The sequence below is a fragment of the Dyella kyungheensis genome (genome assembly GCF_049913195.1).
GTDB lineage: Bacteria > Pseudomonadota > Gammaproteobacteria > Xanthomonadales > Rhodanobacteraceae > Dyella > Dyella kyungheensis.
Genome location: NZ_CP183983.1, coordinates 4,624,215 through 4,643,771 on the forward strand (window position 1 = coordinate 4,624,215; position 19,557 = coordinate 4,643,771).

Genomic DNA, 19,557 nt, shown 5'->3' on the forward strand with positions numbered 1-19,557 from the left:
CCCGCACTTTCTGCCGCGAGAAACGCCATGCCTTCTTCCCGCCAGTTGCCCTATCTCGGCTTCGGTCTCGGCCTGCGTGTCGATCACTACGAAACGCTGATCGATGAACCGGGCAAGGTGGAGTGGCTGGAGATCGTTTCGGAAAACTACCTGGTGCCCGGCGGGCGTCCGCTGCGCTGGCTGGAACGTTTTCGCGAACGCTTTCCGCTGGTGATGCACGGCGTGTCGATGTCCATCGGCGGCACCGATCCGCTCGACATGGGCTATCTCAACCAGCTCGCCGCCCTGGCGAAACGGGTGGAACCCGCGTGGATCTCCGACCACCTGTGCTGGACGGGCGTGCAGGGCGTCAACCTGCACGACCTGATGCCGCTGCCGTATACCGAAGAAGCGCTGCGGCACGTGGTGGATCGCGTGCGCCGCGTGCAGGACACGCTCGGGCGACGCATCCTGCTGGAAAACGTGTCGAGCTATATCAGCTTCGCGCAGTCGCAGCTGACCGAGTGGGAGTTCCTCGCCGCCGTCGCCGAGCGCGCGGATTGCCTCATCCTGCTCGACATCAACAACGTGCACGTCAGTGCGCACAACCATGGCTTCTCCGCGCTCGACTATCTCGATGGCCTGCCGGCGGCACGCGTGCAGCAATTCCATCTGGCCGGCCATGAACACGGCGGCGAGCTGTTGATCGACACGCACGATGCCCCCGTGGTGGATGCCGTGTGGCATCTCTACGTGGAGGCCGTGCGCCGCTTCGGTCGCGTTTCCACCATGATCGAGCGCGACGACCACATTCCCCCGCTGGTCGAACTGCTGGCGGAACTCGAGCATGCCCGCGCGCTCGCCGACGCGCTGATGCAGCAAGCCGCATGAGCGATCTGCGCACCATGCAACGGCAACTGGCCGAGGCCATGCTGGCAGGCAGCATGCCCGCGCCGGGTTCGCTGCGCGGCGACGACAAGGCCGACGAAGCCAGCCGCCTCGCCGTCTATCAGCAGGGCTATCGCATCCGCCTGCGCGAGGCGCTGGCAACGGAGTTCCCCGGGCTCGCCTTGTTGGCCGGGCGCCGCTTCCTGCCGTTGCTCGACGACTACGTGGCGGCGCAGCCGTCCACGCACTTCACCATTCGCTGGCATGGCGAGGGACTCGCCCGCTTTCTCGAACACGCCTCGCCCTGGTGCGAGCAGCCCGAACTGGCCGAGATGGCGCAGCTGGACTGGGCCATTTCCACGGCATTCGACGCGGCCGACCATGACACGGTGAATGCCGGTGATCTTGTCGGCATCGCCGCGGAGGCGTGGGCAGGCTTGCGGCTTCATCCGTTGCCGCACGCCCGTCTGCTCCGCTGCACCTGCAACATCGATGCGTTCCGGCGAGCCGCCGATCGCAGCGGGCCGCGCCCGCGACTGCGGCGTGGGCGGCAGGCACGCCATCTGCTGGTCTGGCGGCCGATGCTGGACGTGCACTACCGACCGGTGGCGCCGGGCGAGCTGCCCGCGCTACGGGGCGCCTTGAACGGCGAGACCTTCGCCCACCTGTGCGAACGCCTGGCGGAACGGCACGGCACGACGGCCCTGCCCCGCATGGCCGCGCTGCTGGCGCAATGGCTGGACGAGGGGCTGATCGGCCGGCTGACCCTGCCAGGGGAGGCGGCGATGTAACCGGCATCCCGCCGGCGGCGAAGTTCTTCATGAGACAGCCGCCGGAAGGAAGCCCATGATCATCGAACCGAACCCGTCGCTACCGCCCGGGCCGCGCCCGCAGCTGGTGGATCCGGCGCTGGAATCGCTGCTCAGCCGGTCGATGCTGCAGGTCCAGGTGGTGGCCGAGCTGCATCGCTGCGGGTCGTGGTTTGCCGATGCGCCGCGTTACGAATGCGGCCTGTTTCACCTGGTGGGCAGCGGCCGTTGCAAGGTGGAAAGCGATGAGTTCGGCGAGGCCGTGACGCTGGAGACCGGCGACCTGGTGATCTTCCCGCACGGCGCACCGCACCGGCTGAGCGGCACGGCCGAGGACGGCCTCCAACAGACCAGCCTGATCTGCGGCGAATTCCGCTTCACCGGCAGCACCCAGCATCCGCTCAGTCTGGCCTTGCCCGCGCGGATGGTCATTCACGCCGCCAACGCCAGCGCGCCGTTCCGCCAGCTGGCCGCGACCATGGCGGACGTGGTGCACGCCGACTGTGCCGGCCGCCACGTGCTGCTCAACAAGCTTGCCGACGCGCTGTTCACGCTGGCGATCTGCGACTACGCCCGCGGCACGGGCGAACGCCAGGGGCTGTTCGCGTCGCTGGCCGATCCGCGCATTGCCCGTGTGCTGCAATCGGTGCACGACCATCCAGGCCGTGCCTGGACCATGCAGTCGATGGCGGCACTGGCGTGCATGTCGCGCTCGGCGTTTGCCGAGCGCTTCACCCAGCTGATGAAGCAACCGCCGATCCAGTACGTCACGCAATGGCGCGTCAGCGTGGCGGAGCAGTTGCTGCGCGACCGCCAGCAATCGGTGGCGGGTATTGCGCAGCAATTGGGCTACAGCAGCGAAGCGGCCTTCCGCCGCCTGTTCAAGCGGGTAAGCGGCAAGTGCCCGGGACGTGTTCGCGGCGATGGCATGCGCGCTGTCGCCTTGAACTGAGCGTGCTTGAGCGCGGCTGCGGCGATCCACTCCCACGCCATCGCAACCTGTGTAGACTCGCGAGAGATCGTGCGCAACGGTCGCGCCCTTACGTCTAGCACGAGGTGAGGCAAGCCATGAACACATTGCATCGTCGTGCCGCGCAGGCGGCCATCGCAGCGCTGGCATCGTTGGGCGCAACGGCTGCCCTGGCCGGCGCACTGAGCGTGCCGGAAATTCCGGTGGATGCCACGCTGCTGCGCAACTACCAATGCCAGGGCGGCCAATCGCTCAAGGTCACGTACTACAACAAGCAGGGCGGACAGAGCTTTGCGCTGCTGTCGGTGAAGGGCAAACCCATGTTGTTCGTGGATACGCTGGCCGGCTCCGGCGTGCGGTATGTCGCCGGTCCCTATGTGTGGTGGACCAAGGGCAACAACGGCGATCTCTACGACACCACCGCGGGCCCGAACGCCGCTCCCATCCTTGCCGGTTGCACGTCGTCGCCAGGCAAGTGATGACGCTTTTCTCACCACGCTGAACAAGAGCACGCACGCTTCAGCAATATGACCGAGCTTGCTGCGTCGCATGATGACGCAGCAATTTCTCTCGCTCATGCTCCCAGCCCACGCAGAAACCTACCGCCCAATCGCCGGTCGCAAGAATTTGCCGATCCGGTGAGGTGCGCTTCCGCGTGCTGTGCTGGGGAGCACAGTCATTCCAATGAAGACTGGGGAAGAGCATGAACTGTCGCAACTTGCAGGTTTTCGCCGCACGTTCCACCGGAGCCAAACGACCGCTCGCCATCGCATGTGCCGCTGCCTTGTTCACCCTGGCCACCGCGCAGCCGGCCTTCGCACAACAGACGCAGGACGCCACGCCCACGCCGCAAAACACGCAGGCCACGCCAGCGCAGACGCCCGCGAAGTCCGACAAGAATGCGCTGCCCAAATCGGAAGACCGCGCATCCACGCTGGATGCGGTCACCGTCACCGGCATCGCGGGCAGCATCGAGAACTCGATCAAGGCCAAGATGAATTCGGACAACATCATCGAGGCCATCTCCGCCGAAGACATCGGCAAGCTGCCCGACGCGAGTATCGCCGAGAGCCTGGCGCGCCTGCCCGGCCTGGCCACGCAGCGCGTGGACGGCCGTGCCAACCAGATTTCCATCCGCGGCCTGGCGCCCGACTTTGCCGGCACCACGCTCAACGGCCGCGAGCAGGCCACCATCGGCGAGAACCGCGGCGTCGAATACGACCAGTATCCGGCCGAACTGATCAGCGGCGCGGCGGTGTACAAGACGCCCGATGCGAGCCTGATCGGCCAGGGCCTTTCCGGCACGGTGGACCTGCACACGCTCAAGCCGCTGGATCTGTCCACCCGCACCATCGTCGCCAACCTCCGCGGCGAGTACACGACCAATGGCAAGAACAACCCGGGCTCGGGCGTGGGCGATCTTGGCCATCGCGCCAGCTTCTCCTACGTCGACCAGTTCCTCGATCACACGCTGGGTCTGGCCGTCGGCTTCGCCCAGCTCGATTCGCCGATCCAGGAGAAGCAGTACCAGGCGTGGTGGTGGAGTCTCAACAACGGTCCCGGCAGCATCGAAGGCGCGTGGGGCGGACCGCACTCGCCCGGCTTGCCCGATGGCGTGCTTTCGCAGGAAGGCATGCAGTTGCGCGCGCAATCGGAGAACCAGTTGCGCAACGGCCTGATGGCCGTGCTCGAGTGGGCGCCGAACGATTGGTACCACGGCACGCTGGACACCTATTACTCGACCTTCAACGAGAAGAAGATCACCAACGGCGTGCAGTGGGCCAGCGGCCCCTATGACGACGCCGGTCCCGCGGTGTACAGCAATGTGGGCATCGTGCCGTCGCAGCCGTATCCCGTGGTCACCACCGGCAACATGGATGGCATCCGCCCGATCCTGCAGAACGAATACACCAAGGAGCACGACAAGCTCTTCTCGGTAGGCTGGAACAACCAGTTCGAGTTTGGCGGCGGCTGGCAGGGCGTGGCCGACCTGTCCTATTCGAGCGCGAAGAAGGATCTGCACGACGCTTACCTGTTCTCCGGCATTCCGGACCAGGGCACCACCAATGTGCAGTTCGCCACGCCGCTCAACTACGGCTTTCCGAATTTCAGCACGGGTGTGAATCTGGCCGATCCGTCGGCCATCCAGTTCACCGATCCGGATGGCTACGGCTACGACGGCCGCCAGGAATTCGATCACCAGGACGACACCATCAAGGCGATCCGCCTGCAGGTCTCGCATCCGGTGGGCTGGATCTTCAGCACGGTGGACGTGGGTGTGAACTACTCCGACCGCAAGAAGACCAAGTCGGCGGACGTCGAGTTCGCCTGGCTCAACGGCAACGGCTCAACCGGCAGCGACTACGTCAAGGGCTACTCGACGCCGGTGAATCCGGCCTTCCTGTACGGCCCCACCTCGATCAACTACGGCGGCATCGGCCCGATCCTCAACTACAACGTGCTGGCCGCGCTGAACAGCCAGTTCTATCTCACCTCGGGTAACGGCCAGGGCGACTGGGCGCGCAACTACAGCGTGGAGGAGAAGGTGCCGGTCGCCTACGTGAAGTTCAACATCGACACCATGCTGGGCAGCGTGCCGCTGCGTGGCAACATGGGCGTGCAGTTCGTGCACACCGATCAGTCGTCGGATGCGCTGCAGACCAATGGCAACACGCTGGTGGGCACGTTGACCGGTGGCACCACCTACAACAACGTGCTGCCCAGCCTGAACCTGGCGGCGGAGATCGCGGAGCAGCAATACCTGCGCTTCGGTTTCGCCAAGACCATGACGCGTGGACGCATCGACGACGAGAAGGTCGCTTCGTCATCCTTCGTGTATCAGGTCACCACAGGCCCGGCGGCCGGACAGGTGTTGTGGTCGGGCAGCGGCGGCAACCCCGCCCTCAAGCCCTATGTGGCGGTGGGCACCGACCTGTCGTGGGAGAAGTACTTCGGCAAGTCCAGCTACGTGGCCGTCGCGGTGTTCAACAAGAACCTGTTGAACTACATCTACAACAAGACCGTGCTCGACTACGACTTCTCCAAGTACACCAACAACGATCCCACGCTGGTGCCGACCAGCAACATCGGCGCGTACACCACGCCGGAGAACGGCACCGGCGGCAAGATGCAGGGCATCGAGCTGTCCGGCGCACTGGAAGGCGCGCTGATCGCCCGTCCGCTGGACGGCTTTGGCGTGCAGGCAAACTTCTCGCTGACCAACAGCACCGTGCCGGTGAGTTCAGTGAGCTCGATTCCGGGCGCGCCGGCCACCTTGCCCGGCCTCTCGCGCAAAGTGGCGAACCTGGCGCTGTACTACGAGAAGTACGGCTGGTCGGTGCGCATTTCCGAGCGCTATCGCTCCTCCTTCACCGGTGAAGCGATCGCCCTGTTCGATCAGCTGGGCTACCAGCAAGTGCTGGCCGACAAGCAGACGGATTTCCAGGCCGGTTACAACTTCACCGAGGGTTCCTGGAACGGTCTGTCGGTGCTGCTGCAGGTCTACAACCTCACCAACTCGGCGTACAAGACCGCGCAAATTTCTGCTCTGCCCAACGGCGTATCGATCGGTCGCCCGCTCGACTACAACACCTGGGGTCGTACGGTGATGTTCGGTATCAACTACAAGCTTTGATCCGATACGATCGCGTCATCCGATCACTTCACAAGGACGTGGCATGGCGAGGCACACGGTTTTTTTCGGCATGATGTTGGCCGTTGCAAGCGCAACGGCCAACGCGCAGCAACGCGTGGAAGTGCCCACGACCTACGAGGCGGGGCATTTCTATGCGACGCCGACGCTGGCCAATGGGCAGGTATTGCGGCTGGTGGTCGATACGGGTGGCGGAGGTAGCGCCGGCTGGTTTGTGATATCCGGGTCAGCGGCCGCTCGCGCTGGACTGCCATCGCGGCAATGCAAGCTGGATGATGCGTCGCTCAATGTCGTCACGACGCTCGACTATCGCGAAGGCCAGGGTTTACCCGTGCGCACCGGCACACCTTGCGATGCGCCCGCCCTCGTCATCAGTGGAGACCCGGGCGATCACGCCGACGGCCAGCTTGGCTCCGGCTATCTGCCTGGCAATATCTGGACGTTCGACTATCCGGCGCGAAAGCTCTGGCTCGAACCGAACGACTGGAAGCCGGCCACGGGTACGCATCGCACACCGCTGGGCATTCTGCGCGACGACAAGGGCGCACCGCAAAGCGGATTCCTGCGCATCACGGCGCACGTCGACGGCAAACCCATCGAACTGTTGCTCGACACAGGAGCCACGGCGCATCCCACCGATGCCGGTAAAGTCGCGGGTGCGGAGGTCACCGCCAGCGACATCGGCGTTACGTCGTACATCACGACAAGCCAGCTCGACCGTTGGCATCGCCAACACCCGGCGTGGCGCGTGGTGAACGACGGCGACGACCTGGGTTCGCCCGTCCACGGCAAGGGTTCGCGTCTCATCGAAGTTCCGCATCTCGTCGTGGCCGGATGGGAACTGGGCCCGGTCTGGTTCACCGAGCGGCCCGACGCCAATTTCACGGCGCGACCGGGCAACTGGCTCAGCGCGATGGATGGGCCGATCACCGGCGCGCTGGGCGCCAATGTGTATCGGCACTTTCGCATGACCATCGATTATCCCCATGGGGCTGCCTATCTGGCCTGCGTCACAGGCTGCCGTCCCGCATCCTGAAGAACATGCAGGAGCGTCCCGGATCTCGGGACGCTATGCTCGCCATGTTTCCAGGAGCATGACCATGCGCGAGCTATATCCCGAGATCGAGCCCTATCGCACTGAGCGGCTGCGCGTGGACGACATCCACGAGTTGCATATCGAGGAATGCGGCAATCCGGGCGGCCTGCCCGTGCTGTTCCTGCATGGCGGGCCCGGTGCGGGCGTGTCGCCTTATCACCGGCAGTTCTTCGATCCCGCCCGCTACCGCATCGTGCTGTTCGACCAGCGCGGCGCGGGCAAGTCGATACCGCATGCGGAGCTGCGCGACAACACGACTTGGCATCTGGTCAGCGACATCGAAGCGATCCGTGAGCAGCTCGGTATCGAACGTTGGGTGGTGTTCGGCGGATCGTGGGGCTCGACGCTGGCCCTGGCCTATGCGCAAAAGCATCCGGAACGCGTGCTTGGACTGGTATTGCGCGGCATCTTCCTGGGACGTCCGGGCGAACTGCGCTGGTTCAACGAACTCGACGGCGGCGCGCGCTGGATCTTTCCGGAACGCTGGGAACGCTACCTCGCGCATATCCCCGAAGACGAACGCGACAACATGGTGGAAGCCTATTGGCGGCGCCTGGACAGCGACGATGCCGCGGTGCGCATAGCAGCCGCGAAAGCGTGGGGCGACTGGGAAGGCGGCAGCACCACGCTGCTGCACGATGCCGATTCGCCGGGCACGCAGGACGATCCGCATGTCGCCGTCAGCATTTCGCGCGCGGAAGCACATTACTTCCGCCATCACGTCTTCCTTGAACCGGACCAGCTACTGCGCGATGTCGAACGCGTCCGGCATATTCCCACCACCATCGTGCACGGCCGCTACGACATCATTTGCCCGGTGAAGAGCGCCTACGATCTGGCCAGGGCGTGGCCGGAAGCCGCGTTCCACATCGTGCTCGCAGGCCATAGTGCGGCCGATCCGGCGATCGTGGATGTGCTGATTGGTGCAACGGATGCGTTGGCGGACCGGTACGTCTAAGAACCCCTCACCGTCATTCCGGCGCAGGCCGGAATCCAGTGGCCCCAGTGGTGGGTTATCGCGAAATATATCCAGAGCGTAGTCGACTTTCGCGACAACTCAGCGCTTCGCTACTGGATTCCGGCCTGCGCCGGAATGACGGTGAGGGGCATGGGCACTGTGTGAAAGAGACTAGGCCATCGCCCGCTCAGCGCCCGTCCGCTCGCGATACTCCCGGCACATCTGCTCCACCAGCGCCCGATGATCGGGCAGGTCGTGCAGCGCTTGCGAGGCGGCCAGCTGGATGTTCCTGAATTCCTGCCGGGCTTCCTCGACGCGTGGATAGACGTTGCGCATCGCCGACAGGTCGGTCTTGAACTCCATGCCATAGAGCACGTACTGCCAGCTGGAGACGAGGAACATTTCCAGGTCGCTGACGAAGTCCAGGCGATGCGGTGGTCGATGCTTCCATTGCGCCAGCTTGTCCTGCAACGTCTGCGGGATGCTCGACGGATCGGTATTGTCGATCCAGAACGGCGAGTCGCGCCGCTGGCTCAGGCAATAGTGCATCTTGATGAAATCGATGATGCGGTCGTAGCGCGCGACCATCATCTCGTTGAAGTGGCGCGCTGCCTGTTCCATCGTGCCGGTATCGCTCGGCAACAGATGCGTGAGCAGATAGGTGGCCAGCTCGATCAGCGCGATGCCGGTGGATTCGAGCGGCTCAACGAAGCCGCCAGCCAGGCCCACCGCCACGCAGTTCTTGCGCCAGTGCTCCGGGCGACAGCCAGTTTCGAACTTGATGTGGAAGGCCTTGAGTCCTTCGGCAACTGGACCGAGATAGTTGCGGAACACCGCTTCCGCGCGTTCCACGTCGGTATGTCGCGAGGAATACACGTAGCCCGCACCGCGGCGTTTCTGCAGGCCGATATCCCAGATCCAGCCGGCTTCCTGCGCGGTGGAAATCGTATAGGACGGAATCGGCGAATCCGGCTGCGCGTAGGGTACCTGGATGGCCACGGCGCGGTCGGCGAACAGTACGTCTGCGCGACTGCGAAACGGTGACTGCATCACGTTGCCGATCAACATGCCCTTGAGGCCGGTGCAGTCCACGTAGAGATCGGCGGTGAGTTCGCCCAGCTCCTTCGTCACCACGCGTGCAATGGCGCCGTGCTCATCGAGTTCCGCGCGTTCCACCGTGGCCACGTGGCGCTTCACGCCCAGCGCTTCCTGCCCATGCTCGGCGAGCACGCGCGCGAAGCACGCGGCATCGAAATGGAAGGCGTGATTCATCGGACCCTGGTAGTCCGGATCCTTCAAGCGCTTCGGTCCACGCGAGTGATCGACCAGGGTGCTCTGCATCGACACGGCGTCGGCGAACGGCATGCCGTCCGGCGCCGCACCCAGCAGCCAGTACGGCAACAGCTCCGGACCACCGGGCCGCTGGCTCGGTGCATTGAACGGATGGAAGAAGTGATCGGCACCCGCTGCGCCTGGCGGGCGCACCCAGTGGCGATAGTGGATGCCTTGCTTGTACGTCGCCGTGGCGCCCACCAGGAAACGGCGCTCGTCGAGTCCGATGGCGGAGAGCGTGCCGCGGATGGAAGGAAACGTCGCCTCGCCCACGCCGAGCAGGCCGATGTCCGGCGATTCCACCAGATGCACCTGCACGCCGTTCGGATCGACCGCATTCACCGCCTTGGCGAGATAGCACGCAGCCAGCCAGCCGGCGGTGCCGCCGCCCACGATCAGCACTTTCTTCAGACGAGCCATGGTGTCTCCCGGCTGGCGGGCACGCCAGCGCCTCGCGGCAATGCATGCGCGAACGATTGCATCAAAGAACTGCCGGGCCGCCCCACGCGGGCCCGGCAAAAACGCCATTCAAGGGGAGAGGCGGCGATGCTCCCCGGAGCATCGCCTGGAGAACGGCAAACCATCGGCGGCGCTGTTGTCATGGGGCCGCCCCGAACTTCATCAGAACCACACGCCCAGCTGCACACCGTAGGTGCGCGGCCCCAGGTACTGCGATACGTACTGCAGCGAACCATCGGACATCAGGAAGCGACCGGCACTGGTGCGGATCTTTCCATCGGAGATGTTCTGTACATACGCATTGACCCACCACTTGTCGCCCGGCTCGGTGTAGCGCAGCGAGAGGTCGCCGCGCGTATACGCCTTCTGCTGGTCGCCCTCGCCGAGGTTGAAGTAACTCAGCCACTGCGAACTCTGGTACTGCGCGCTGACGCGCGGCGTGAGTCGGCCGCCGTTGCCGAGATGGAAGTCGTGCTCGTAGATCGCGGTGAGCGAGATATTCGGCGCATGCGGCAGGTCGTTGCCGGTGACGTTCATGCAGTTGGCCAGGTTCGACGCCGGCGGACAGGCGGGCAGACCCTGGTAGTCGTTGCTGCCTGCATAGACCAGCGTGCCGAGTTCCTTCTTCGGGATGGCCGAGAAGATCAGGTTCGCACGGTCGTCCTTGGTCTGGTACGCCAGCTCCGATTCGATGCCGAACACCTTGGTGCTGCCGCCCACGTTGGAGAAGCCCAGGCCATGGTTGCCGTCGGGATAGACGATCGGCGCGGACAGCTGGAAGTTCTTGAAGTCTTCGTAATAGACGGCCGAGTTCCAGGTCATGCGGCCATCGAGGAAGCTGAACTTGCTGCCGATTTCATAGTTGGTGAGCGTCTCGGGCGCGTACAGCGTGCCTGCGTCCTGCGTACCGCCGGACTTGTAGCCGGTGGACACGCTGGCATACAGCAAACCATTGGCGCCGACGTCGGTGTCCACGCGCACCAGCCAGGTCGGCTTGCTCTTGCTGTACTTGGCCGTGTTCCGCTGCGAGATGCTGAAGCCGTTCGACGGATCCGGATACACGCCCGGCGAGATCGGCAGCTGCGGCACGGTGGGATCGTAGTTCCAGCCCCAGTTGATGCCGCCCTTGTTCTCCTTGTCGTCATGCGACCAGCGCGCACCGCCGGTCAAACGCCAATGGTCGCTGAGGTGCCAGGTGGCCTGGCCGAACAGCGCATACGACTCCACCGTTTCCTTCGGCTGGATGAAGGAGCCCTGCCAGTTCACGGAACCGTACTTGGTGCCGTTCATGATCGGGATATCGAAACGGATGTTGTTGTCTTCGTAGCCGTAGTACGCGCCGACGATCCAGTCCACGGTCTGCGGGCCGGTCGACTTCAGGTCCACTTCCTGGCTCCAGCTTTCGTAGTTGGAGTAGTTGGTGCGGTCGTCCTGGTACACGCCGTTGGTGGTGAAGCTGGTGGGCACGCTGACACCGACGTCCTGGTCGAAATCGCTCTTGCCCGAGTAGCGGTTGTAGCCGGCGATATAGCTCAGCTCCATGCCCTCGTTGATGTTCCAGTCCATGCGGCTGCGCACCGTCTTGGAGGTGCGGTCCAGGTACGGCGCCGTGTCGATCAGCGCGGACCAGAACTCCTGGCCCTGGCGTGGCGTCTGCATCAGGCTCAGGTCCGGCGTGCCGCGATCGAGGAAGTACTCGTAGGAGAGGTTCCACTTGAACGTATCGCTGGGCTGCCACAACGCACTCACGCGCGCGGCGGACTGATCCTGCGAGTTGTACTTGTCGCCGCCCTGCACGTACTGGCTGGGGTCGATCGGCTTGAAGTTGGCCAGCGTGCCGCCGGAAGCGGGCGAGGCCAGATACGCCTGCTGCTGCTGCGCCACGCTGGGCAGCTCGGTGGACGGATTCTGGTAGTCGACGTAACCGTCGTGCTGCTCGTGCACCACCGCCACGCGCATCGCGAAGGTATTGCTGATCGGCAGGTTGAACGCGGCGCGCGCGCCCAGCTCGTTGTAGTTGCCGGCTTCCACCTGCGCATTGCCGTAGAAGCCGGCCCCGATATCCGGTTTGGCCGTCTGGAAGCTGATCGCGCCCGCGGTGGAGTTGCGGCCCCACAGCGTGCCCTGCGGGCCGCGCAGCACTTCGACGCCATCCATGTCCAGCAGCAGGCCGGACGCGGCTTCGGCGCGCGGCGCATACACGCCATCGACGAAGGTCGCCACTTCCGGATCCGCGTATTCGGTCTTCGCGCTGTCGTTGCCGATGCCGCGCAAGGTCAGCGTCACCACGCCGTGGTCGCCCTGGCTGGTGCCCTGCAGGCCCGGCACCAGCTTGGTGAGATCCTGCACGGTCATCACGCGCTCTTTGTCGAGCGTGTCTGGCGTAATCGCACTCACGGCGACCGGCGTCTTCTGCAGCAGCGTCTCGCTCTTGGTCGCGGTGACCGAAATCGCGTCGAGCTGCTTCACCTTATGCTCGGCCGGCGGCGTGGCATTCTGCGAAGGCGCGCTCTGCGGCGCTGCATCCTGATCCGCCGCCAGCACCGCGCCGGGCGCGAGTACCAGGGACATGGCGATGTACAACGCCGAATAGCGCAACTTCATTTGGCTTCCCCTCAATTCATTCGGATTGTTGTTCGTCACCGCCCTCGACGGCGACTGGTTTGATGGCTTCCCCGATGACAGCGCTGTCATTTGGCTTGATGACAGCGCTGTCATGAGGATGATAGAACGGTTGCCCGACAGAAGCTTGACGCGCGGCAGCAAGTCCATAAATCCTTCGCAAGCCCTGCTACGCCTCACTTTCCTCGACTCCCCGGTCGGCCATGCGACCGTTTTTGATGCAAAAGCAAATGATCATCCTGCCGTCCGGACCGGGTTACCGCTGACCCATCCGCTCCCGCGAACGACATCAGCACGCGGCCCAGGCCTGGCGCGATGTGTCCGGCCGCCCCTGGCCACGCTGCCTCATTTCGTGCACTCGACCACCTGATCGACGTCGGTTCCCAGCGCCACGCGGGCAATCGCGATATCCGTGCCCTTCCCGGCGCCCCAGGCAAACGGCTGCTCGATGTGATGCATGTCGGCACCCGCGGCACGCAGGCACTTCAACGGCACACCCAGGCGCGTCCACTGTCCCCGGGGCAACGTCGCCAGCGTCTTGTCCAGCGACACCTGACCCTGACAATGCGCACCGCATCCCATGCCGATCCAGGCACCGTTCGCTGGCAACGCATCGACGCGCAGCGTGGTCACCAGCAACACGTCGCCATTGCTTTCGCGATCGAGATCGAGCGGTGTGCGTGCGTGGATCGAAAGCCGTGCCTTGTCCGCCTTCCAGGTGAAGCGGCGCGCATCCTCCTGCGCCTTGTAGTCGAGCGCAGCCATCTGCAGCGCGCCATCGGGCGTGATGGCAGGCGACACGTCGCCGGTGATCGATGCGCCTTGCGCATCCACCAGCGTGAACGTGTAGCCATGCACGGCCTTGCCGCGATCGAGGTAATTGCCGACCGGAATCTGCTCGCCACGGATACCCGATTGTTCGGAAAGCCTGGGCACGGCGCTGTGATCCGCATAGCTCAATCCGTACCCCAGCGGGAACTGCGGCTTGCCCTGCCCGACCACCGCGCTGCTCGGCCACGTATAGGCCAGCTTGCCGTGGAAGTCGTTGGCGATGCTGCCGTCGCGCTTGCGCAGCAGCACGTCCGCAACACCGCCGCCTTCGCTGCCCGGCAGCCATGCGGCGACGAACGCATCCGCTGCATTGATCTCGCGATTCATCCACAACGGACGGCCGCTGAGGAACACGGCCACCACCGGAATGCCCTGGCCACGCAGGCGGCGGATCAACTCCAGTTCGTGGTCGTCGCCCGGATGGAACAGCAGGTTGGGGATATCGCCCTGGAATTCCGCGTACGGATCTTCGCCGAACACCACCACGGCTACGTCCGGCTTGGCGGTGAAATGGCCGTCCGTTTCGATTTCGACCGTGCCGCCTGCGGCCTTCGCTTGTTCCGCAAAACCCGCACCGATGGACTGCGCGCCGGGGAAGTACTCGTTCTTCAAGCCGGTGCCCTGCCAGTTCAGCGTCCAGCCGCCACTCTGGCGCGAGATGTTGTCGGCACCGTCGCCGGCAATCAGGATGCGCTTGCGCGGATCCAGCGGCAGGACGCCGTGGTCGTTCTTCAGCAGCACCAGCGATTCGCGCACGGCGCGACGCGCAATCGCGCGGTGCGCAGGACTGCCCACGACATCGGGGGCTTTCTGCACGATCGCTTGCGTCGACGGCGCGCCGTTGTCGAACAGCCCCGCGCGGAATTTGACGCGCAGGATGCGAGCCACCGCATCGTCCAGTCGCGCCTGCGGAATCACGCCGGACTTCACTTCCGCCAGCGTGTGCTCGTACAGGCCGCGCCAGCTGTCGGGCGCCATCAGCATGTCGAGGCCGGCGTTGTACGAGGCGGGGCAATCGTCGTTGGAGCAGCCGGGCACCTGGCCGTGCGCATTCCAATCGCCCACCACCAGGCCCTGGAAATCCATGCGCTGCTTGAGCACATCGGTGATCAGCGCCTTGTCGGCGGACATCTTGCTGCCGTTCCAGCTGGAGAACGACGCCATCACCGTCTGCACGCCCGCATCGATGGCGGGCGCATAACCGGCGGCGTGAATGTCGCGCAGCGCCGCTTCGCTGATCTGCGCGTCGCCCTGGTCCTTGCCGTTCCTGGTGCCACCGTCGCCGACGAAATGCTTGGCCGACGCGAGCACGTGCGCGCCATCGAGAAACTGTGCGGTGCCTGCCTTGCCTTGCAGGCCTTCCACCATCGCCGTGGCGTACTTCGCCACGATGGCCGGGTCCTGCGAATAGCCTTCGTAGGCGCGTCCCCAGCGTACGTCCTGCGGCACCGCCAGAGTGGGCGCGAAACTCCAGTTGATGCCGGTGGCACGCGTTTCGGCCGCGGTGGCTTCACCGATCTGCCGGATCAGTTCCGGATCGCGCGCATTGCCCAGCGCCGAATTCTGGGGGAACAAGGTGGCGCCCACGGCGTTGTTGTGGCCGTGCACGGCATCGATGCCGAACAGCAACGGGATCGCCTGATGACCGCCGCTGGTATCCATCGACGCGCGGTAGAACGCATCCGATAACGCCTGCCACTGCGCCACGGTGGCGGTGAGCTGCCCGTTCGGTTTGGAATTGCCGCCCGCCAGGATCGCGCCGAGGCGGTATTTGCGCACGTCATCCGGCGTCACGCTGAGGATATCGGCCTGGATCAGCTGGCCTACTTTCTCCTCCACCGTCATCTTGGCCATCAACGCTGCCACGCGTTGCTCCAGCGCCGCGTCCTTCGGAAACGGCCAGGTGGCACGGGGCCAACTCTCGGCATGCACGGTCGACGCGCCCTCGGCGGAAGCGACGCCCATGGCGCATGCCAGGGCCACGGCAAGGAGGGTCGGAACACAACGCAAACGACGAACGGAAGCCCGCACGGCTCTCTCCACAGACAGGGGATGGCTCCCCCTTGGAGCCAGTCGGTCTGCAGACTGACAGAAATGACAGCGCTGTCAATTCGCGATGCAGCAAGGCGGGTGGAGGGGGCAGAAAGGCGTGGCCGGCCTGCTTTTCCTCGTATAAACAAGATATTAGGGGATCCAGTCCGGTTCGTACGGCCGTAGCCTGAGGGGGGCCGTCGCGCACAGGGTGCGCGACTCGGGCCCGCCTCAGGCCCCATGCGAAACCAAAGCCCTACGGCACCCGCGCCGTCGACTCGCGCAGCTGCAACGTATACGGCACCTGCACCAGCAGGCCCGGCCCGCGGCCGCGCAGCACTTCCATCAACTGCAGCGCCGCCAGCTTGCCCATCTCGCGACTGGGCTGACGCACCGTGGTCAGCGGCGGCCACAGCTGCGTGGCCAACGGCGTGTCGTCGAAACCGCAGACGGAGAGATCGCGCGGCACTTTCAGGCCGCGCTCGTTGGCGGCCCACATCACGCCGGCAGCCATGTCGTCGTTGGCGGCGAAGATGGCGGTGGGCAATTCGGGCAGCGCAAACAATTCGCGCGCCGCCAGCACGCCCGAACCGAACGAGAATTCACCCTGCACCACGTAGTGCGGATCGAACGGCAGCCCGGCGGCCGCCAGCGCATCCTTGTAGCCCGCCATGCGCCAGCGGCTGGCGCCGTGGTTGGCGATGCCCACGATGTGCGCGATCCGGCGATGGCCCAGCTCCACCAGCTGCATCACCAGCGCCTTCGCCGCCTGCTGCTCGTCCATGCACACGCCGATGGAAGCCTCGCGATGCACCGGCGAGATGCTCGAATGCGGTACGCCGTGCTCCTTCAGGCGCTGCAGCAGCGGCGCGTAGTCGGTGAGTGGCGGCGTCATGATCACGCCTTCGATGTGGTGATCGAACACCAGCGCATCGACACGACGGATGAAGTCCTGGCCGCGCATGCGCAGCGGGCAGGCCATCATGCTGTAGCGATGCGCATCGCAGGCGTCGAGCACGCCGTCCTGCACCTCGGCCAGGTAGGTCGAGGCCGGGTTGTCGTTGTTGTCATAAAGCATCGCCACCAGAAAGGAGCGGCTGCCGGCCAGGCCCCGCGCCGCGGGACTGGGGCGGTAATTCATCGACTCCATCGCCGCCAGCACCTTCTGGCGGGTGGATTCCTTCACCGAGGATTCTTCGTTGAGGACGCGGGAAACCGTTTTTGGCGAGACACCCGTCGCGCGCGCTACATCTTCGAGGCGGACCCGCATGACTACTCCCAACGGCAAACTGCTGCCCGGCCAATATGCCCTTTGCGCACGGCGCTTTACAAGAACTCACCGCGCCGCGGGAGCCAACTGCCGCCCCGTGCGGCCGGTCAGCCGGCCGCCAGCCCCCACGACCGGTTGAGACCGCCACGATTCCGGGCGCATAGTAGGCAGCGCCGGCGAGGGGACGCCGGCCACTTCAGCAAAGCATCCATGCAACAACCCAGGCAGCATCGCGATGCATCGCCCCACCGCGAGCCGTACCCACGTTTGTTCCCGTCACATGACCACGGAGCGCATTGATGAATACGCCGCTAGGTTGGCTTACCGCTTTTCACACCCTGATAAGTCTCGTCGCAACCATCGTCGGCTTTTGGGCCATTCGCGACCTGATGATCGGCCGTCACCGCTCGGGCGCGCTCACGACCTTCCTCTGGACGGCCGTGATCACCAGCGTCACCGGTTTCTTCTTCCCGTTTCATGGCGTCACGCCCGCCATCGTCGTGGGCGTCATCGCGTTGCTCGTGCTGGCATGGACGGTGATGGCACGCCGTTCCATCGGCCGCTCCGGCTTCTGGACGGCGCAGTTCCCCATCGGCATCGTGATCAGCGAATACTTCCTGGTATTCGTGCTGGTGGCTCAGATCTTCGCCAAGTGGCCGGTGCTTAGCGGCCTGGCTCCGGATCTGCGCCAGAAACTGTTCGGCGCCACGCAACTGGTGGTGCTGATCGTGTTCATCGTGCTGGCGGTGCGCGCGACGAAATCCTTCAAGGTGCGCGCCATCGCTTGATGGGCACGCGCGGCGAAGGCCCCGATCAAAGGTCCTTCGCCGCGTCCGCCAGCACACGCTCCAGCGCCTGCGCGGCCTGCGAGATCGAGGTCTGCCGATCGATCACGTATTCGAGCACGCCCAGATCGGGAAGATCGCCATCGAGCGGCACGATGCCCTCGGGCATGGCATAGCCGGTGAATGCGGACACACCCAGCCCGGCCATCACGGCCGCCTGGATCACCATCACGCTGCTGCTGACCACCACGACACGGTACGAACGGTTGACCGACTTCAACGCCTCGAAAATGCGCGAGCGGGTGATGCTCGGTTCCGGATGGACGGCCAAAGGCAGGATCGTCTGATCGACACTCAACGGCGTTGAAGCACTGCCGCACCAGTGCAACGGCTCGCTCTTCACCACGTAGCCGCGATGGCTGCCGCTGAGCCGCTTGGCAAACACCAGGTCGTGCTTGTTCTCGTCCAGCTCGCGAAACAGGTCGCCGCTCAAGCCGGTGCGGATCACCAGATCCACCTCGGGATTGCGCCGCACGAAACTGCCCAGCGCCGCGGCGAGTCGCGACGAGGCGAAGTCCTCGGGAAGACCCAGGCGCACCGTGCCGTTCAACGGCGGACCGCAGACCGTGGTCATCGCCTCATCCATCAGCTCGAGAATGCGCACCGCGTAGCGATGCAATGCGTCGCCCTGCTGGGACAGGCGCACGTTGCGCGTGTCGCGCTCGAACAACGGCACGCCGACCAGATCCTCCAATCGGCGAACGTGCTGGCTGACGGTCGATTGTGACAGGCACAGAAGTTCGGACGCCGCGGTGAAGCTGCCCGTCTGCGCCACCACGACGAAACTGCGCAGCAATTCGGTGGGCAAGGGTCTCATCGGCAAAGCCTCTCAATCGTCGCTGGAAACTTCATAAATCAACGCTTTCGCCTGCGCTAGGCTTTATCCATCCGGGAAACATCGTCTCCCCCGGCGCACCGCAACCCCCGTATTCGATGACGCCCCGGCGCCACCTCCCCATCCCCGTCGCGAGGACCTCTCCGTGAACAAGCGCATTCTCCATCGCAACCTGCTGGCCGCCGCCCTGCTGCTCGGCGTCGTTGCCTCCGCCCCCGCACTGGCCGCCGAGCCCGTGCACAACATCGTCCTCGTGCATGGCGCATGGGTCAACGGCAGCGGCTGGAAGCCCGTGTACGACATCCTGGTCAAGGACGGCTACCACGTCTCCGTCGCCGAGCATCCGCTGACATCGTTCAACGACGATGTGACAGCCGTGAAACGCATCGTTGACATGCAGGATGGCCCCACCATTCTCGTGGGCCACAGTTACGGCGGTGCGTTGGTCACGGATGTTGGCAACGACTCGAAGGTGGTCGGCCTGGTCTACATCGCGGCACACGCGCTCGACCAGGGCGAAACTGAAGTGGCGAACGGCAAGCGTTTCCCCAGCGCCACCAGCCAGACCACCGACATCAAGAAGACCGCCGACGGCTTCCTCTATCTCGACCCGGCCCACTACCCCGCCGACTTCGCCGCCGACCTGCCGCTGCCGCAGGCGCAGTTCGAGGCGAACTCGCAGGAGCTGACCGCGGCCTCCGTCTTCGCCGCGCCCGCCGGCCATCCGGCCTGGAAGGACAAGCCCAGCTGGTACGCGGTGGCCACCTCCGACCGCATCATCAACCCGGACCTGGAACGCATGTACGCCAAGCGCGCCGGCAGCCACACGATCGAGATCGAGGGCGCCAGCCACTCGGTGTACGAGTCGCATCCGAAGGAAGTGGCGGCGTTGATCGAGCAGGCTGCCCAGCACGCAGGTTCCTGAGTCGACCAAGTCAGCGAGGCGCCGTGCACATGCTGCACGGCGCTTTTTTGTTTGT

At 64.8% G+C, this 19,557-nt stretch carries 14 protein-coding genes; 9 read left to right on the forward strand and 5 right to left on the reverse strand.

Annotated features, from left to right (window positions below):
* The first annotated feature begins 27 nt into the window (after nucleotides 1–27).
* The 7 genes from ACN9MB_RS20710 to pip all read left to right on the forward strand — a co-directional run bounded on the left by ACN9MB_RS20710 (nucleotide 28) and on the right by pip (nucleotide 8,352).
* Nucleotides 28–870, forward strand: a complete 843-nt coding sequence (locus ACN9MB_RS20710; RefSeq protein ID WP_426270131.1) for a DUF692 domain-containing protein — start codon at nucleotides 28–30, stop codon at nucleotides 868–870.
* Entirely contained in the window at nucleotides 867–1,658 is a 792-nt protein-coding gene (locus ACN9MB_RS20715; protein ID WP_426270132.1) for a putative DNA-binding domain-containing protein, read from the forward strand. Before ACN9MB_RS20710 ends, ACN9MB_RS20715 begins: the two co-directional genes overlap by 4 nt.
* Nucleotides 1,659–1,713: 55 nt before the next feature.
* The gene (locus tag ACN9MB_RS20720; protein WP_426270133.1) at nucleotides 1,714–2,628 is read left to right on the forward strand and encodes an AraC family transcriptional regulator; all 915 of its coding nucleotides are present in this window, start codon (nucleotides 1,714–1,716) and stop codon (nucleotides 2,626–2,628) included.
* A 116-nt stretch (nucleotides 2,629–2,744) separates the two neighbouring features.
* Nucleotides 2,745–3,125: an MliC family protein gene (locus tag ACN9MB_RS20725; RefSeq protein ID WP_426270134.1), complete on the forward strand. Its 381-nt coding sequence runs from the start codon at nucleotides 2,745–2,747 to the stop codon at nucleotides 3,123–3,125.
* 224 nt (nucleotides 3,126–3,349) lie between these two features.
* Nucleotides 3,350–6,280, forward strand: a complete 2,931-nt coding sequence (locus tag ACN9MB_RS20730; RefSeq protein WP_426270135.1) for a TonB-dependent receptor — start codon at nucleotides 3,350–3,352, stop codon at nucleotides 6,278–6,280.
* 70 nt (nucleotides 6,281–6,350) lie between these two features.
* Nucleotides 6,351–7,334, forward strand: coding sequence for a hypothetical protein (locus tag ACN9MB_RS20735; RefSeq protein ID WP_426270136.1), 984 nt, complete (start codon nucleotides 6,351–6,353; stop codon nucleotides 7,332–7,334).
* A 64-nt stretch (nucleotides 7,335–7,398) separates the two neighbouring features.
* On the forward strand, nucleotides 7,399–8,352 hold the full coding sequence (gene pip / locus ACN9MB_RS20740; protein WP_204637591.1) for a prolyl aminopeptidase: 954 nt from the start codon (nucleotides 7,399–7,401) through the stop codon (nucleotides 8,350–8,352).
* 171 nt (nucleotides 8,353–8,523) lie between these two features.
* Here the strand turns inward: pip and ACN9MB_RS20745 are convergent, their stop codons facing one another.
* The 4 genes from ACN9MB_RS20745 to ACN9MB_RS20760 form a co-directional block, all read right to left on the reverse strand.
* Complete coding sequence (locus ACN9MB_RS20745) at nucleotides 8,524–10,104, reverse strand: tryptophan halogenase family protein (protein ID WP_426270137.1); 1,581 nt, start codon at nucleotides 10,102–10,104, stop codon at nucleotides 8,524–8,526.
* A gap of 201 nt (nucleotides 10,105–10,305) precedes the next feature.
* Nucleotides 10,306–12,747: a TonB-dependent receptor gene (locus ACN9MB_RS20750; RefSeq protein WP_426270138.1), complete on the reverse strand. Its 2,442-nt coding sequence runs from the start codon at nucleotides 12,745–12,747 to the stop codon at nucleotides 10,306–10,308.
* 363 nt (nucleotides 12,748–13,110) lie between these two features.
* Nucleotides 13,111–15,561 carry a glycoside hydrolase family 3 N-terminal domain-containing protein gene (locus ACN9MB_RS20755; RefSeq protein ID WP_426270139.1) on the reverse strand — a complete coding sequence of 817 codons (2,451 nt, stop codon included), beginning with the start codon at nucleotides 15,559–15,561 and terminating at the stop codon, nucleotides 13,111–13,113.
* 322 nt (nucleotides 15,562–15,883) lie between these two features.
* Complete coding sequence (locus tag ACN9MB_RS20760; RefSeq protein ID WP_204637595.1) at nucleotides 15,884–16,897, reverse strand: LacI family DNA-binding transcriptional regulator; 1,014 nt, start codon at nucleotides 16,895–16,897, stop codon at nucleotides 15,884–15,886.
* 299 nt (nucleotides 16,898–17,196) lie between these two features.
* Here ACN9MB_RS20760 and ACN9MB_RS20765 point away from each other — a divergent pair, with 299 nt between their 5' ends.
* Entirely contained in the window at nucleotides 17,197–17,685 is a 489-nt protein-coding gene (locus ACN9MB_RS20765) for a hypothetical protein (RefSeq protein ID WP_204637596.1), read from the forward strand.
* 25 nt (nucleotides 17,686–17,710) lie between these two features.
* Here ACN9MB_RS20765 and ACN9MB_RS20770 read toward each other — a convergent pair whose 3' ends face one another.
* Entirely contained in the window at nucleotides 17,711–18,559 is an 849-nt protein-coding gene (locus tag ACN9MB_RS20770) for a LysR family transcriptional regulator (protein WP_426270140.1), read from the reverse strand.
* A gap of 163 nt (nucleotides 18,560–18,722) precedes the next feature.
* On the opposite strand from ACN9MB_RS20770, the gene ACN9MB_RS20775 reads away from it, so the two are divergent.
* The gene (locus ACN9MB_RS20775; RefSeq protein ID WP_426270141.1) at nucleotides 18,723–19,502 is read left to right on the forward strand and encodes an alpha/beta hydrolase; all 780 of its coding nucleotides are present in this window, start codon (nucleotides 18,723–18,725) and stop codon (nucleotides 19,500–19,502) included.
* Nucleotides 19,503–19,557 lie beyond the last annotated feature (55 nt).